The organism is Streptomyces sp. NBC_00045 (genome assembly GCF_045041095.1).
Classification (GTDB): Bacteria; Actinomycetota; Actinomycetes; order Streptomycetales; family Streptomycetaceae; genus Streptomyces.
Genome location: NZ_CP108271.1, coordinates 1 through 13,601 on the forward strand (window position 1 = coordinate 1; position 13,601 = coordinate 13,601).

Sequence of the window (13,601 nt, forward strand, 5' to 3'; positions counted from 1 at the left end):
GGTTCCATGGCGTCGTCCACCGTCCGGTGGACGAGGTCGGCATGAGCATCGGCATGCGCCGGGCGGGGCTGCATCTGGACCAGCGTCAAAAGGTGCCTCCTGCAGAGGTGGGTCAGTGTCCTGATCACGTGGTTCTCAGGCCGCCGCGTCAAAGGCGGTCTGTCGCAGGCTCGCGCGCCGGGCAGCCGACGTGGGCCCGCGTCGACCGCGGGAGGCCGTGCTGCGCTTGGGCCGCTCGGACATCGGTGCGGTGATGGTGACGGGGATGCCGGAGGGGGCCTGGGCACCGGTGATGCGGTTCAGGGCCTCGTCTCCCGAGCGGACCTGGGTGGTCAGCGGGGTGATGCCCGCGGCCGTCATCAAGCGGGCCATCTCGCGGCGCTGGTTGGGGGTGACGAGGGTGACGACGCTGCCGGACTCGCCGGCCCGGGCGGTGCGGCCGCCGCGATGGAGGTAGTCCTTGGGGTCGGTCGGCGGGTCCACGTTGACGACGAGGTCCAGATTGTCGACGTGGATGCCGCGCGCCGCCACGTTGGTGGCGACCAGCACGGTGACATGCCCGGTCTTGAACTGGGCCAAGGTCCGGGTCCGCTGCGGCTGGGACTTCCCGCCGTGCAGGGCCGCGGCGCGGACACCGCTGTCGAGGAGGTCCTGGGTGAGGCGGTCCACGGCGTGCTTGGTGTCCAGGAACATGATCACGCGGCCGTCGCGGGCCGCGATCTCCGTCGTCGTCCGCTGCTTGTCGGCGCCGTGGACGTGCAGGACGTGGTGCTCCATCGTGGTCACCGCGCCCTGCGAGGGGTCGACAGAGTGCACGACCGGGTCGGTCAGGTAGCGGCGGACCAGCAGGTCGACGTTGCGGTCGAGGGTGGCGGAGAACAGCATCCGCTGCCCCTCGGGACGTACCTGGTCGAGGAGAGCGGTGACCTGCGGCATGAAGCCCATGTCGGCCATCTGATCGGCCTCGTCGAGGACGGTGATGGCGACCTGGTTCAGGCGGCAGTCACCACGGTCGATGAGGTCCTTGAGGCGGCCGGGCGTGGCGACGACCACTTCGGCTCCGGCGCGCAGCGCACCGGCCTGGCGCTGGATCGGCATGCCGCCAACCACGGTGGCCAGGCGCAGCTTGACCGCCCGGGCGTAGGGGGTGAGCGCGGCGGTGACCTGCTGGGCGAGCTCTCGCGTCGGTACGAGGACCAGCGCGAGCGGCTGACCCGGCTCGGCGCTCTGGCCGGCCGTACGGGCCAGCAGCGCGAGGCCGAAGGCCAGGGTCTTGCCGGAGCCGGTACGGCCGCGGCCGAGGACGTCACGGCCCGCGAGGGTGTTGGGCAGCGTCGCGGCCTGGATCGGGAACGGCGTGGCCATGCCCTCACGGGTGAGCGTGGCCAGCAGCTGGGCCGGCATGTCGAGGTCGGCGAAGGCCTCGACGGCGTGCAGCGCGGGGGTGATCGTCTTCGGCGGTGCGAACTCGCCCTGGATCGCGGCGGGACGGCGGCCGTATCCGCCCGAGCGGCTCGGACCTCCGGAACGGCTCGGGGCTCCGGAGCGGCTCGGGGTCGACGCGCCGAAGCGGCTGCCCCGCCCCGAACCGGCGCCGGTGCCGAAAGCAGGGCCGCCGGTGCGGCCGCGGGTGCGAGAAGAGCGCTCGTTCGTACGTGTGGGGTTCATGCGGAACCTTCCTTGATACGGCACGTATCAAGGAATTCCCGCAGCGTAGGAGCGGCGCACGGAATTGCGAGAACGGGCCGAATGGAATGCGATAGCGGATCTGGCGGACAGGAATCTGTTCGGGCTCAGACGCTGAAATAAGGTGGCGTCATGTGGACGCGACATCCAAGAAACGAAATCGGGTGCAGCTCCGAGAGGGCCAGTCGAACGATCTCTCAGTTTTTAATACCGCGGGTGACCGCATGCGGGAAATGCATGCAGCTGGGGCCCGCACCCCGAGGGATGCGGGCCCCAGCTGCAGAATGCGTGTCAGCGTCAGGCGGGAACGATGTTCTCGGCCGTCGGGCCCTTCTGGCCCTGCGCGATGTCGAAGGTGACCTTCTGGCCCTCGTTCAGCTCGCGGAACCCCTGGGCGGCGATGTTCGAGTAGTGGGCGAACACGTCAGCGCCGCCACCGTCCTGCTCGATGAAGCCGAAACCCTTTTCCGCGTTGAACCACTTGACGGTACCAGCAGCCATGTCATATCTCCTTTGGGGCAATACATCAACGTCTGCACTGTGCGGACGCCGTGTCGCCGCGATGATGCCCCACCCGGAAATGACCGGGAAATACGAAGCGCTTCCTGCGGCCTGAAGCCCGACTGGATACGCTTGAAGTTCTTGGGTACCAAAACTGCAACCGAGATCGACAGTAGCACGCTGCAGCGGCTTGTGTGCGTTGAATATTTCCGGCTGCCGTGCGGCGGTAGAAACTCTCCCCGCAGGATCCGTTAAATTCTTAGGTCGCGGTGACAGATATTGATTCACCCCGAGCGCAGCGTTTTTAAGTGCTCGCCGTCGGCTGCAGGATGCGGCGGCGAGGTCGTCGCGAAGTTGGCCTGGGTGAGGCCGTATTGGGGCGAGTCTCTGTCCCCCGCGCTCGTCGAGCAGTGCTTCACAAACGGCACGGTGCTCCCCATGGCCCGGAACCCGCACATCCCCGCCTACGCCCTCGCCCGTCTCGCCCGCCACCCCGACGCGGAGGTACGCGCGTCGGTCGCCGCCCGGCCCGACGTAGGACCGGACCTGGTGGCGGAGTTGATGCAGGACCCGGACGAGGACGTGCGGATGTGCGCGCGCCTCCACCCCTTGCTCCACACCTGGGCGGAGTACTGGGCGATCGATCAGGTCCTCGGGCACGGTCCTGACTGCACCTGCCCGATCGGCGAGCCGTTCACCAGGTCGCATATAGAGCCGGACGTCGGGCCATCGCCCGACTGGTTCGCCGCCTGTGCGGTGTCCGAGGAGCCGGTGCTCCGTCAGGTTGCGGCAAGTTGGCCCGGGCTGTCGGCGGAACTCGCCGAGACGCTCGCGCAGGACGACGACGAGGAGGTAAGGATCCGGCTGGCCTGCCACCACCCGCTGGCTCCGCCGCACCTCCTCCTGGATGTCTTCGTCACCCGCCCTGCCCACCGTCCGCACCTGCTGGACCTGCTGGACCTGCTGGACCTGCTGGACCTGCCCACGTTCCCCCGTGCCGGCCGGGCTCACCTCATCGACCACCCGGATCCCGAGGTACGGGCCCTGGCCGCAGCCGGTCCCGCATTGCCCGACCCCCCCTGGTGGAGGACCCCGACGCGTCGGTGCGCCGGGCAGCGGCCACCAACCCGAGCCTGTCACCGGAAGCCCTGGAGATCCTGCTCGCCGACCCCTGCACCGCCGAGGGCGCCGCGGCCAATCGGGCCCTCCCCATTCTTCCAGGCCTGTGGTGCGAGACCGGCTACCAGCTCGTCGACGCGGCGTTCTCCCGCGCCTCGGGTGATGACGGTGTAGCTGGTCTTCACACACATCACATGGCTGATGGCCCGCTGTTCCATCCAGCACCTGAGGGATTTCGACTGCCCGTAGGCCTCGTCCGCGGTGACCCACGCGAACGCGACGCCGGCCTCCACCGCACGCTGGAGCATGGCCTTGAAGTGCTCGGTCTTCGTCGCGAACAACACCTCGTGCTAGTCCACGCGGTGGGACTTGTGCGAAGACGCCCGCAGGTAGGCACGGGCGGTGAGGTCGCGGCCCGTGGACTGGCGTGCACGTTCCAGTGGTCCGTCGTACAGCTCCTGCAGAACGGGGCCGGGATCGGTGCCGGGGGCGAGCGTGATGTCGAGATCGGCCTCGGGACGGCGGGACCGTCCGGTCATACGTGCACGGGCCTGACGGACTCCGCGCAGCCGGACGGCATCGGCGGCGAGGGCGTCGCCAAGCGCGCCCTCGGGCAGTTCCACCCCGTCCACGGCTGTCGTGTCTGCCACGGTCATGGGGCCGGGGTGCGGGCCGCGGCGTTGCGCGAGCAGCCACCACAGGGCGAGCAGGACGACGATGACCAGGGCTGCGATGACCGCGGGCCACCACCATCCTTCACCGCTCCAGCGGGTGCGGTCGGCGTCGCTGAGGAGGACGTCGGCAGGGGTGGTCAGGGGCCAGCCGTCGGGTGGAGTCATGCGCCAGCTCCGGTAGAGATCGAAGCCGCCCGCCAGGATCAGCAGGCCCATGCCGAGCAGGATGATGCCAGCCGTGGCCAGCAGGGTTCGGTTGACTGCGGACTGCCTCTTCATCGAAATCCCCTTTCCTGCCGCTTCGGGCGTCGCTCACCCGGGGGCTACTTGTCGCGGGGGCGTACCCGCACGTCCAGCCGCGGAGGGCGGGCGAGGGAGAGCCGGTCGAGTTGCTCCAACAGAGCGGCCCGCAGATCCGTCTTGACGTCGTCGGGGGCGCGGAAGCGGACATCCGCGCGTGCCTTGACGCGATGTTGGAAGAACTTGACCTTGGCAGCGCTGACGCCGGGGACGCGCATCGCGGCATCCCGCAGCTGGAGTTCCGCGGCTGAGCGGTCCAGCACGGCGTGCATCAGCGGACCGGGAGTCCGCAGGGGCAGCTGGCGGCGCAGGCCGGGGCTCAGCGCCAGGATGATCAGCCAGAGACCGAGGGCGGCGATGACTCCGGCGCCGATTTGAACGAGGGTGTCGTCCAGCGGGCGTGTGGCCAGTTCGTCTGCCAGGTGCCTGCGCCACGCTGCGGCTGAGCTGCCCGCACGAACCCTGACGACGTCGAACAGGAGGATGCCGGCCGCAGCCCCGACGATCAGCGCCGTGAGCGCCGCGGGTATCCGGCGCGCGGACCACGGGCGCCGCGCCGGACGCGGCCCGGGTGGGGGCTTCTGGGCCGGCAGCGCCGCGGTGCGGGAGGTGACCTCGTCGGTCGCCGTGGGTCGCTCTGTCGGCGCCGGTGCGCCTCGGTTGCGTTCCATGCCGCCTCTCCTTCCCGGTCGCAATTCGCTCCGGTTCACTGCACGCGCCGGTGTTCCAGACCGTCGGCGGGAACGAGGCGCTCGATGGCGAGGGTGACCTCGGTGACGCGTATTCCGGTCAGGTGCGCTACTCGCTCGCTGACGTAGTGCTGCACCTGGCGGGAGGCGCGGGCGAGGTCTGTCGGGTAGGGCAGATCCACGCTGAGCCGCAGCCGTGCGGAGCCGCTGCCTACGGTCGCCGAGGCGCGGGGCGCGGTCAGTTCCGTGTGTGCGGTGGAGGCGTCGGTGCGCTCGGCCAGCGCCTCCTTTGCCGCACGGGCCGCGATGCGGGCCACCACCTTTTCCGGGATCACGGTGGCGCCGCGTTCAGCGGGTGGTAGGGCCACCGCCCCGGTGGGGGCGGCTGCCCCGGGCCCTGCAGCGGCGCGCTGCGCTGTCACTGCCGGTCCCGGGAGGAGCGCGTGAAGTCGGAAAGCTCGAGGTCACCCTGCACCATACGGCCGATGATCAGGCCCACCAGGCCCAGGAATGCCACCAGCAGGAACGCCCAGAAGCCGCCGAAAAAGGCGGCGAAGCCCAGGGCCATGCCGGTAAGCAGACCCACCGTTGCTGCGTTCATATCACTCACCTGATTTCGGGTTGCTCTTCTTCTCGGACCGGTCGCCGGCAGAATCCGAGGAGTCACTGCACGCGGCCGCCATCCTCCTCGTCGTCCTCCTCGTCGGGCAGGTGAACGTCATCGACAGTGATGTTCACTTCGACGACCTCCAGACCGGTCATGCGCTCCACAGCAGTGATGACGCTGGTGCGGACCTCGGCGGCGACCTCCACGATCGCGAAGCCGTACTCCACGACCACGTCGAGATCGACGGCAGCCTGCCGCTCGCCCACCTCGACCTTCACACCACGGGAAACGCTGGGCCGGCCGCCGGACACCTTGTCCGTCACCGCCCCCAGAGTGCGGGACATGCCGGAGCCGAGGCTGTGGATGCCTGCCACCTCGCGGGTGGCCATTCCAGCGATCTTCTCGACCACGCTGTCGGCGATCGTCGTGCGACCCCGTGTCTCGGGCGCCGTCCCGGCGCCGGTCTCACCCGAAAGCGCCTTGCCAGCGGGGCGCGACCCGCTCCCGCCCGCGGCGGGGTTGATGGTGTCCGACATAAGGACCTCCCCAGCAAGTCCGTCGGGACGCCGGAGCGGCGCCCTCATCCTGTTAGACACACCGCCCTGACATTCCTCACTCTGCTTTGCCACGCGTCCCAGCCGTACCATCGAGGAGTGCGTACGCAGGCCGCGAGGAGAATCTCCGGCAGAAAGCGAGCGGCGGATGCGCAACCGGACCACTGCCCCTCCCCCACCCAGCCAGGACCTCCTGGTACGGCCGGCGCCGCAGTCGATCGCCCTCGCCGCAGCCGATCTGGATGCTGCCGACGAATTGGACGACGACCTGCTCGCGGTACGGGCGTCCGAAGGCGATGAGGAGGCGTTCGCGGTCCTGGTCCGCAGACACAGCGCGCGCCTGCTCGCTCTGGCACGGCACCTGCTCGGTAACCGGGCGGACGCCGAGGACGCCGTGCAGGATGCGTTCATCAGCGCCTGGCGGCAGCTGCCCGAATTCCGTCGCGGTGCTGCCTTCAGCACATGGATGTACCGCATCGTGACCAACCGCTGCCTCAACGTCCTGCGCCGCCGGCCTCGCCCGGTACCGCTGGACGCCATTGCAGAACCGCCTGCCACAGACACCGGCAGCTCACCGCCACGAACCGCCGAAACGGACGCGGCGACCGCCGCCCTCATACGAGCACTCATGGACCTGCGCCCGGACCTTCGCGCGTGCTGGGTCCTGCGGGAACTTCACGGCCTGCACTACGCCGAGATCGCCCACGTCCTGGGATCCAGCGAACAAACAGTGCGCGGCAGACTGGCCCGCGCACGACGCACTCTGATGGAGGCGATGCGCCCATGGCGCTGAACGGCCCGCACCGCACCTCGGGCGACGAGCCCGCCATCGTGCACGGCACAAGCGGCGGGGTGCCTCACGACGCTGAGTTGCTCGCCGCCGCGGAGCTGCTGCCCTGTGGACGATCCCTGGGCTATGTGTGGGAACAGGCACGGGACCGGGCCGGGGCGGCAGATCCCCACTACAGCCGGTGTCCCCAATGTCGCGAAGCCATCGAGGGCCTCACGGCCCTGGACCGTGCCGCTCGCGCGTTGCGAGCCGAGGAGCAACCCGACAGTCGCAGTCTCGCCAACCGGGTGATCAATGCGGTCAGAGCTGAAGTACGGCTGGGCACGATGCTGCTGCTGGACGACCCCCAAGGTGACCTGCGCATCGCGGAAAGCGCCGCGGCCAAAGTGCTGCGCCGGGCCGCCGACACAGTGGCGGGCGCCCGCGCTGCCAGCTGCCGTCTGATCCCAACCCCCGCCGGTCCTGCAGTCCACGCCGTCACCATCACGGTTTCGGCCACGCTCGACCAGCCGCTGCGAGAGGTGGCCGCAGCAGTGCGCCGGGCCGTCCTGTTCGCAGCCGAGCAGGCCCTCGGTCTCGCCGTCGCCACAGTCGACGTGGAAGTCAACGCGGTGCTGGAGCTCCACCGGGTGCAGGACGCCGCCGAGCGGGTCGGGTGGAGGGAACGATGAGTACCTCTCACCGCGAAGCCATCCAGCGGACCGCAGCCACAGCAGCCCTCGCCGTTCCCGGCGTCATAGCCCTCCAGCCCACGCTCGCCGACCGGCTGGCCCACGCAGCATCACTCACGCATCACAGCGTGACGGCAGGGAGCGACGTGCACCGCGAGGCAGGCCGCATCCGCTGCGAGCACATGCCGAGAGGAGGATGGCAGGTGGAAGTGCGCTGCATCCTGCAAGCCGACAACCGTATCGTCGACATCGCGCGCCAAGCCCGTGAAGAGGTGCGCGCCGCAGTCACCGCATCCCTGTCGCAGCACGGCGCGGTTGGGCCCATCACCGTACTGGTCACCGTGACCCGCACCATCAGGGGAACGACGTAGATGTCAATCCCCTCGGGCTGTGGAGATCTTTCAAGCGGCCAGCTCCACGGTGGGGTCGGCCTGGTGGTCTCGTTCGTAGTCGATCGGGCTGTGGTACCTGCATACGCTGTGTAGCCGTCGGGTGTTGTAGAAGCCGGTGATCCAGGTCGCGATCCTCAGCCGGGCCTCGGTGCGGGTGGTGAAGGTGTGCCGGTGGACGTACTCGACCTTGAGGACGCTGTTGAACGCCTCGCTGACGGCGTTGTCGAAACACGACCCGACGCGGCCCATGGGCTGGGTTACGCCCAGGTGGCGGCAGGTCCTGCAAAAGCGCCGGGAGACGTATCCGCGGTCGCTGTGAAAGATCACGCCCCTGACGTCACCGCCGCGGGTGGCCGTGGCCATGTTCAGGGAGGCGACGACGAGATCGGCGTCGTGACGGGCGCCCATCGCATAGCCGAGCGATCGACGCGAGAACAGGTCGATGACGGTGGCCAGGTAGAGCTTGCCCTCACCGGTGGTGATCTCGGTCATGTCGCCGCACCACAGCTGGTCCGGAGCGTCCGCGGTGAAGTCACGGCGCACGAAGTCCGGGGCCGCCGGCCGTTTGCCGGGCCGGGTCAGCCCCCGCCGGTGGCGAACCTTCCGTCCGGCCAGGCCGAGTTCGACCATGAGGCGGGCCACGGTGTTCACCGAGACCCGCCAGCCCGCGCGGACCAGAAGGACCCAGACCTTCGGGGAGCCATAGGTGCCGCCGGAGCCCCCGAAGATCCCCGTGATCGCGTCGGCCAGCTGTCCCCGCCGGACTTCACGCGCAGTGGTGGACTTGTCGCGCCACTTGTAGAACCAGAACTCCGACACCTCCAGGATCTGGCAGGCCAGACGGTGCGGGACTCGGTGCTCGGTCCTCTGGTTACCGATGAACGCGGCCAGGGCGGCCGGGTCCGTCCCGGTCACTTCACCCAGAGGACCATGCATCGCTTGAGGACATCACGCTCCATCTCCAGCTCGCGTATCCGCTTGTTCTTCTCCGACATCTCCCGCCGTAGCCGCTCCAGCTCGGCGCGCTCGGCTTCGCGCATCCGGCCGCCCGGCGCGGGCTCGGCCGGCCGGTCGGACGACGCCGACCCGTTGCGCCGCCATCGCGACACCCAGCTGTGCAGCGTGCCGGAGTGGACGCCGAGATCCTCGGCGACCTCCGGGATCGGCCTGCCCGTCTCGATCACGATGCGTACAGCACCCTCACGAAACTCAGGCGTGTACATCCGTTGCTTGGAACCCATAAACCCCAACTTCCCCTGCAATCACGGACTCCACGCTACGAGGGGAGGGGCACGGGCAAGACCTCTCACCTCTTACCCACCGACGCTCCCAGCAGTCACAGACACGCGGAGAGAAACCGTGGAAAACCAGCCCAGCAACAGCAGACCCCTGCCTGCGCGTACTGAGCCTCGACCCCGGCCATGCACCCCGTTGAGCCTTGATCGCACGGTCGATATCGTCGTGTGCCTCGGCTTCCTTGCGGCAGCCGTCCTCGAGCGCGGGAAAACATGTCGACCAGGCAGTCGCGAGGCCACGGCGGCCTCGGGGATCTTCCTTCTTGAGGAGGCTCCATCAGGCATGGCCGGGGGTCGGCGGCAGGCCCTGCCCAGCGACCGGCCCAGTGGCAACCGGTCGCAGCAGAAGCGTGCATTCCGCGGAGGGCGGGCGTTGCCGGTCCGCAGAAAGCCCCGTTGACATGGTGTGAACGAATCCGACGACCTCGACGACCAGGAATGGGCTACGATCCGCGCGCTGCTGCCCCGCTGCGGGCCCGGCGGGCCGGACTACCGGGCCATCGTCAACGGCATCCTGTGGCAGCAACGAGGCGGACGGCGCTGGCACGACCTGCCCACCCGCTACGGACCCTGGCACCGCTGCGCCGAACGCCTGCGCCTATGGAACACCGACGGCACCTGGCACAGCATCCTCACCTACCTCACCGCCATCCGCCCGCTCCCCCGCCACACAGACCAGACCCGCGACACCCCGGACCCCTCGCCCACGCCGCAGGCGACCGACGACTGGAACACCCCCTGGCTTCCGTAGATCGCCTCCGCTGCCAAGCCGTCGGTGGCTCTTCTCGCAAGGGTCCTCGGGGTCAGCGGCACCACGGCCCCGGACGGTTGAGGCGAGTCGGTTCCTTCAGCCCGCAGGGGATTGGTGGCGCGAAGCGCTTTCCCTCTGTCAGCGCCCCGGACGCAGAGCGCCTCATCAGGAGAGCCCGCGCGCGCACCGCCTGACCTGAGAAGCCGTTGCCACACCGATCACGGTGGGCGTGAGTTCGAGTGTGACTGTCCGGCCGGGTGATCTTTCGGCGGTCTGGGTATCAAGCCAAGGGTGATCGGCGAGCGAGGGGGCGGACTTCGAATGGGGGCAGCGGACGAGCAGGACCATCAGGACGGGGAAGGCTGGCTGACGAAGGCCGAAGTCCGGGAGATCTGGCCGCAGATCAGGCCGATGAGCATCACGGCCGTGGCGCGGGCCAACAGCGTACGTACCTCGGCTGCGCCCTCCCTGGACCTGACCCGTGAGCCGACCTACCACGCGGCCGACGTACGCCACGTGGCCGCGCGGATCGCCCGGGGTGAGGCCGATGTCGCACCCTGGCAGCGCGCCGACTCCGACGCTGCACGCGACGACGCCACACCCAGCCCACCGGTTCGGCAGCCCGTCGGTTGGGGGCCCGAGAACGTGCCGGGGCTGATCCTGCTGGCAATCATCGTGGGACTGATCCTCTGGGGCCTGGCCTCTCCCGACAACCACGGCACAGTAACGGACTTCGTGCGCTGAGTGCGCTAACTAGCGGTTGCTCTATCGACCTTGGTGATCATGAGTTCGAGTCTGCCGACTTGGTCGGGCGATTTCCTGGTCGGCAGGGCATGAAAGTGGGGCCTCCCGTACAGCTCGCGGGTGTCGAATCCAGTCGAGCAACAGGAGGCCCCTGGTACCGCAGTCTTCCGTCTCCGTGACATTGCCATCCAACTCCGCGCCCCTGCCGTGTGATTGCCTCGCTCACCGGTTCGGGAACGCCGGGGACCGGCCGCACAGGCGTCCGAGGTACCCCTCGGACATGACCGACGCGGAGTGGGCAGTCGTACGCGACGCGATGCCCGTGCCCGCCTGGCTTGAGGGAAGGGGCGGGCAGCCGGAGAGCTACTGCCACCGGCAGCTGGTCGACGCGGTGCGCTACCTGATCGCGGGCGGCATTGCCGGGAGAGCGGTGCCTGCGGACTTCCCCGCATGGAACCGCTTCGCCGGTTCCTCAACCGCCCACGCCCACGGATCTCCGTACACCAGCCGCCCCGCCCTTCCAGCCCAAGGACAGACCAGTTCTCATTTAGAGCAACGAGGGCAGACCGCAGAAACCCCCGTACGTCAAGGCGTACGGGGGTTTCCGTGTACCAGTCAGGCAGCCTTATGGCCGACGGCTCGTGGGCGCGAACCGGAATTCACCGCAGCGCCTGCCTTATGTCTGCACGGCATACAGCGTGTTGGACGCATCGGAGAGGTGCACGACTCCATCGGCGACCACCGGCGACGACGCCGCGCTGTTGCCCAAAGGGTGGACCCAGTGCTGTAGCCCGGTATCCGCCGGCAACGCACAGAGCTGAAGGCGACGTAGACGATGCCGTTGGCCACCACAGGCGAGAGGACCTCATTCGAACCGATTTCGGAGGACCAGCGTTCGCGTCCCGTGGCCGCATCAACCGCATACGGCTTGGGCATCACATCCCTATCGGTGATTTTCGCGACCCTTGCGCTTGCGATGTAGACGATGCCGTTGGCCATCGCTGGCGACGAGCGCAGGCGGGCCTTGGTGTGGAAGGACCAGCGCTCCCGCCCGGTATCCGCGTCCACCGCGTGGAGCTTGCCGTTGTCGCTGCCGACGTAGACGACGCCGTCGACCACCGCCGGCGACGAGCGCACCTTCCTGCCCGTGGTGAAGGACCAGCGCTTCTCTCCGCTCCTCGCGTCCACCGCGTACAGCCCACCGTCGTCACTGCCGAAGTACACGATCCCGTCAACCACCGTCGGCGACGAGCGCACCATTCCACTGGTGGTGAAGGCCCAGTGAGTGGTGTGCATCGTGAAGTGGCAGGTCACGGGCCTGGTGTGATTCTGTGCGCGGGTGCTCGTGCTGGTCGCGCGGGGCAGTCTGCCGTGTAGATCGTCGGGCAGGGAGGTCTTCGCGGGTTCTGGTCCGTTCCAGCCCAGGGACTCTTACGCTCCCGGGCATGGTGGACCCCGAGGTGCTGGAACGGATCGCCGTGCGCTGCGCGGAACTGGACAGTCTGGAAGAACAGCTGGTCAAGCAGCTGGACCAGGTGCGGGCCGACCGGGACGAACTCGCGGTCGCCGAGCGGGTTCTGGCGAGGATGAGCGAGCAGATCGCCGGGGAACGGGCTGCCGTCGCACCGGCGTCGGCGCAGGTCGGCGGGCGGGCGGTGCCGCTGGTCCCGCACCGCGGCGACAGCCCGGACGAGACCGCGCTGCCCGGCGACTACCGCCGGATCCTGGAGATCGTGCGGGCCGTCGGCGGTCCGGTGCAGGTGCGGACGGTGGGCGAGGAGTTGGGCCTTCAAGTGGAGGTGCGAGGGAAGTTGGAGCCGCTGCGGGCGAAGTTGGTCAAGCTCGCGGACCGCGGCTGGCTGCGCAAACTGGGCGACGCGAAGTTCACCGCTCGCCTGTAACCGTCCCGGCCCTGCATGCCAAAGTGGCGTAACTGGAGGGCGCCCGGCGGCAGTTGAGTTTGGTGTGAAGAAAAACAACGGTCTCGCCGAGGGTCCCGACGGTCTTGTCTACACCGCCCGCCTGCCGCTGTCGAGCGCCACCTTGAACTGGCTCGCCGACCTGATCCGCGGCCACCTGAAGAAGGTCGCATCCAGGTGGCGGGCTCTGCCCGCAGGGAAGATCGCCGCCATCGCGCTGGCGGTGCTGCGCTGCGACCAGCGTCCCGGCGACCTGGCCGGCGGGAACGGGGTGCATCGCACCACCGTGACCCGGTGGGTGCGGGAAGTCGTCGGCCTGCTGGCCGCCCGCGCCCCGCGCCTGGACCGCGCCCTGAAGAAGATCGCCCGATCGGGTGGTGGAGTCGTACTGCTGGACGGCTCCCTGATCCGAACCCGCCGCCGCACCGGGACCGAGAACCGGAAGAACTACTCCGGCAAGCACAAGTGCCACGGCCTGCTCGTGATCACGCTCACCGACGACAAGGGCCGCCTGGTCAGGGTGAGCGCGGTGAGGCCCGGACGCAACTCGGAGATCACCGCCTGCCGCCACGACGGACTGACCGCCCACCTGCGCGCGGCTGGCCTCGGCGCGATCGCCGACCTGGGCTTCGTCGGCCTCGACGACAGCGGCCCGGACTCCAATCCGGCGGTGATCACCGGCTACAAGGCCGCCCGCAACAAGCCCCTGACCAGGGGCCAGAAGCTGTCGAATAGGGCGCTGGCCGCGGTCCGGGCCCCGGTCGAGCACGGCTTCGCGCACCTGAAGAACTGGCGCGTCCTCGGCAAGGTCCGCACCGACCCGAAGTGGGCGACCGCGCTGGTGCGGGCCCTGCTGGTCCTCACGAACCGCGAAGTCGCCCGCTGACCGACGATCTCCACCGAAGTCGC

The 13,601-nt window shown here is 69.0% G+C and carries 18 protein-coding genes and 3 pseudogenes; 9 read left to right on the forward strand and 12 right to left on the reverse strand.

Going from position 1 to position 13,601, the window contains the following annotated elements; all coding sequences use genetic code 11:
* Positions 1 to 135: 135 nt before the first annotated feature.
* Together OHA65_RS00005 and OHA65_RS00010 are read right to left on the reverse strand one after the other, a co-directional pair.
* On the reverse strand, positions 136 to 1,668 hold the full coding sequence (locus OHA65_RS00005) for a DEAD/DEAH box helicase (protein WP_327280984.1): 1,533 nt from the start codon (positions 1,666 to 1,668) through the stop codon (positions 136 to 138).
* A gap of 315 nt (positions 1,669 to 1,983) precedes the next feature.
* Entirely contained in the window at positions 1,984 to 2,187 is a 204-nt protein-coding gene (locus tag OHA65_RS00010) for a cold-shock protein (RefSeq protein ID WP_008734853.1), read from the reverse strand.
* 438 nt (positions 2,188 to 2,625) lie between these two features.
* Between OHA65_RS00010 and OHA65_RS00015 the strand changes: the two are divergent.
* Positions 2,626 to 2,727: pseudogene (locus OHA65_RS00015) on the forward strand (hypothetical protein); the annotation flags it as partial.
* 596 nt (positions 2,728 to 3,323) lie between these two features.
* Here the strand turns inward: OHA65_RS00015 and OHA65_RS00020 are convergent.
* The 6 genes from OHA65_RS00020 to OHA65_RS00045 all read right to left on the reverse strand — a co-directional run bounded on the left by OHA65_RS00020 (position 3,324) and on the right by OHA65_RS00045 (position 6,112).
* Positions 3,324 to 3,650: a transposase gene (locus OHA65_RS00020; RefSeq protein WP_405760564.1), complete on the reverse strand. Its 327-nt coding sequence runs from the start codon at positions 3,648 to 3,650 to the stop codon at positions 3,324 to 3,326.
* A 6-nt stretch (positions 3,651 to 3,656) separates the two neighbouring features.
* Entirely contained in the window at positions 3,657 to 4,259 is a 603-nt protein-coding gene (locus OHA65_RS00025; protein WP_327280985.1) for an alkaline shock response membrane anchor protein AmaP, read from the reverse strand.
* A gap of 44 nt (positions 4,260 to 4,303) precedes the next feature.
* Positions 4,304 to 4,951, reverse strand: coding sequence for a DUF6286 domain-containing protein (locus OHA65_RS00030; protein WP_327280986.1), 648 nt, complete (start codon positions 4,949 to 4,951; stop codon positions 4,304 to 4,306).
* A 35-nt stretch (positions 4,952 to 4,986) separates the two neighbouring features.
* Positions 4,987 to 5,304 carry a hypothetical protein gene (locus tag OHA65_RS00035; RefSeq protein ID WP_327280987.1) on the reverse strand — a complete coding sequence of 106 codons (318 nt, stop codon included), beginning with the start codon at positions 5,302 to 5,304 and terminating at the stop codon, positions 4,987 to 4,989.
* Between the two features lie 83 nt (positions 5,305 to 5,387).
* On the reverse strand, positions 5,388 to 5,570 hold the full coding sequence (locus OHA65_RS00040) for a hypothetical protein (protein ID WP_327280988.1): 183 nt from the start codon (positions 5,568 to 5,570) through the stop codon (positions 5,388 to 5,390).
* A gap of 62 nt (positions 5,571 to 5,632) precedes the next feature.
* Positions 5,633 to 6,112 (reverse strand): Asp23/Gls24 family envelope stress response protein, encoded by a 480-nt coding sequence (locus tag OHA65_RS00045; protein ID WP_327280989.1) that lies wholly within the window; start codon positions 6,110 to 6,112, stop codon positions 5,633 to 5,635.
* Positions 6,113 to 6,278: 166 nt separating this feature from the next.
* Between OHA65_RS00045 and OHA65_RS00050 the strand changes: the two genes are divergently transcribed.
* Genes OHA65_RS00050 through OHA65_RS00060 form a run of 3 tightly spaced genes read left to right on the forward strand, consistent with a single transcriptional unit; the run spans position 6,279 to position 7,962 of the window.
* Positions 6,279 to 6,923, forward strand: a complete 645-nt coding sequence (locus OHA65_RS00050; protein ID WP_327280990.1) for a sigma-70 family RNA polymerase sigma factor — start codon at positions 6,279 to 6,281, stop codon at positions 6,921 to 6,923.
* A complete protein-coding gene (locus OHA65_RS00055) occupies positions 6,914 to 7,591 on the forward strand; it encodes a hypothetical protein (RefSeq protein ID WP_405760569.1) in 678 nt (225 codons plus the stop codon). Before OHA65_RS00050 ends, OHA65_RS00055 begins: the two co-directional genes overlap by 10 nt.
* Complete coding sequence (locus OHA65_RS00060) at positions 7,588 to 7,962, forward strand: hypothetical protein (protein WP_327280992.1); 375 nt, start codon at positions 7,588 to 7,590, stop codon at positions 7,960 to 7,962. The genes OHA65_RS00055 and OHA65_RS00060 overlap by 4 nt, the downstream gene beginning before the upstream one ends.
* A gap of 30 nt (positions 7,963 to 7,992) precedes the next feature.
* On the opposite strand, the gene OHA65_RS00065 is transcribed toward OHA65_RS00060, so the two are convergent.
* Together OHA65_RS00065 and OHA65_RS00070 are read right to left on the reverse strand one after the other, a co-directional pair.
* Positions 7,993 to 8,898 carry an IS3 family transposase gene (locus tag OHA65_RS00065; protein ID WP_405760573.1) on the reverse strand — a complete coding sequence of 302 codons (906 nt, stop codon included), beginning with the start codon at positions 8,896 to 8,898 and terminating at the stop codon, positions 7,993 to 7,995.
* Positions 8,895 to 9,224: a transposase gene (locus tag OHA65_RS00070; protein ID WP_328760989.1), complete on the reverse strand. Its 330-nt coding sequence runs from the start codon at positions 9,222 to 9,224 to the stop codon at positions 8,895 to 8,897. Before OHA65_RS00070 ends, OHA65_RS00065 begins: the two co-directional genes overlap by 4 nt.
* Positions 9,225 to 9,684: 460 nt before the next feature.
* On the opposite strand from OHA65_RS00070, the gene OHA65_RS00075 reads away from it, so the two are divergent.
* The 3 genes and pseudogenes from OHA65_RS00075 to OHA65_RS00085 all read left to right on the forward strand — a co-directional run.
* Positions 9,685 to 10,029 (forward strand): transposase, encoded by a 345-nt coding sequence (locus OHA65_RS00075; RefSeq protein WP_327280995.1) that lies wholly within the window; start codon positions 9,685 to 9,687, stop codon positions 10,027 to 10,029.
* Between the two features lie 321 nt (positions 10,030 to 10,350).
* Positions 10,351 to 10,773: a hypothetical protein gene (locus OHA65_RS00080; RefSeq protein WP_405760578.1), complete on the forward strand. Its 423-nt coding sequence runs from the start codon at positions 10,351 to 10,353 to the stop codon at positions 10,771 to 10,773.
* A 280-nt stretch (positions 10,774 to 11,053) separates the two neighbouring features.
* A pseudogene (locus OHA65_RS00085) lies at positions 11,054 to 11,221 on the forward strand (transposase); the annotation flags it as partial.
* A gap of 228 nt (positions 11,222 to 11,449) precedes the next feature.
* Here OHA65_RS00085 and OHA65_RS00090 read toward each other — a convergent pair.
* Both OHA65_RS00090 and OHA65_RS00095 read right to left on the reverse strand, forming a co-directional pair.
* On the reverse strand, positions 11,450 to 11,515 hold the full coding sequence (locus tag OHA65_RS00090; protein ID WP_405763343.1) for a hypothetical protein: 66 nt from the start codon (positions 11,513 to 11,515) through the stop codon (positions 11,450 to 11,452).
* A gap of 14 nt (positions 11,516 to 11,529) precedes the next feature.
* Positions 11,530 to 12,069 (reverse strand): annotated as a pseudogene (locus OHA65_RS00095) (PQQ-binding-like beta-propeller repeat protein); the annotation flags it as partial.
* 149 nt (positions 12,070 to 12,218) lie between these two features.
* On the opposite strand from OHA65_RS00095, the gene OHA65_RS00100 reads away from it, so the two are divergent.
* Both OHA65_RS00100 and OHA65_RS00105 read left to right on the forward strand, forming a co-directional pair.
* Positions 12,219 to 12,674, forward strand: coding sequence for a hypothetical protein (locus OHA65_RS00100; protein ID WP_405760581.1), 456 nt, complete (start codon positions 12,219 to 12,221; stop codon positions 12,672 to 12,674).
* 64 nt (positions 12,675 to 12,738) lie between these two features.
* Positions 12,739 to 13,578 (forward strand): transposase family protein, encoded by an 840-nt coding sequence (locus OHA65_RS00105; RefSeq protein ID WP_405760584.1) that lies wholly within the window; start codon positions 12,739 to 12,741, stop codon positions 13,576 to 13,578.
* Positions 13,579 to 13,601 lie beyond the last annotated feature (23 nt).

What these genes read in the sequence shown, in the direction of transcription:
- OHA65_RS00005 (WP_327280984.1), bottom strand. Translation starts at nt 1,668, where the DNA reads ATGAACCCCACACGTACGAACGAGCGCTCTTCTCGCACCCGCGGCCGC.
- OHA65_RS00010 (WP_008734853.1), bottom strand. Translation starts at nt 2,187, where the DNA reads ATGGCTGCTGGTACCGTCAAGTGGTTCAACGCGGAAAAGGGTTTCGGC.
- OHA65_RS00025 (WP_327280985.1), bottom strand. Translation starts at nt 4,259, where the DNA reads ATGAAGAGGCAGTCCGCAGTCAACCGAACCCTGCTGGCCACGGCTGGC.
- OHA65_RS00030 (WP_327280986.1), bottom strand. Translation starts at nt 4,951, where the DNA reads ATGGAACGCAACCGAGGCGCACCGGCGCCGACAGAGCGACCCACGGCG.
- OHA65_RS00040 (WP_327280988.1), bottom strand. Translation starts at nt 5,570, where the DNA reads ATGAACGCAGCAACGGTGGGTCTGCTTACCGGCATGGCCCTGGGCTTC.
- OHA65_RS00045 (WP_327280989.1), bottom strand. Translation starts at nt 6,112, where the DNA reads ATGTCGGACACCATCAACCCCGCCGCGGGCGGGAGCGGGTCGCGCCCC.
- OHA65_RS00050 (WP_327280990.1), top strand. Translation starts at nt 6,279, where the DNA reads ATGCGCAACCGGACCACTGCCCCTCCCCCACCCAGCCAGGACCTCCTG.
- OHA65_RS00055 (WP_405760569.1), top strand. Translation starts at nt 6,914, where the DNA reads ATGGCGCTGAACGGCCCGCACCGCACCTCGGGCGACGAGCCCGCCATC.
- OHA65_RS00060 (WP_327280992.1), top strand. Translation starts at nt 7,588, where the DNA reads ATGAGTACCTCTCACCGCGAAGCCATCCAGCGGACCGCAGCCACAGCA.
- OHA65_RS00070 (WP_328760989.1), bottom strand. Translation starts at nt 9,224, where the DNA reads ATGGGTTCCAAGCAACGGATGTACACGCCTGAGTTTCGTGAGGGTGCT.
- OHA65_RS00080 (WP_405760578.1), top strand. Translation starts at nt 10,351, where the DNA reads ATGGGGGCAGCGGACGAGCAGGACCATCAGGACGGGGAAGGCTGGCTG.
- OHA65_RS00100 (WP_405760581.1), top strand. Translation starts at nt 12,219, where the DNA reads ATGGTGGACCCCGAGGTGCTGGAACGGATCGCCGTGCGCTGCGCGGAA.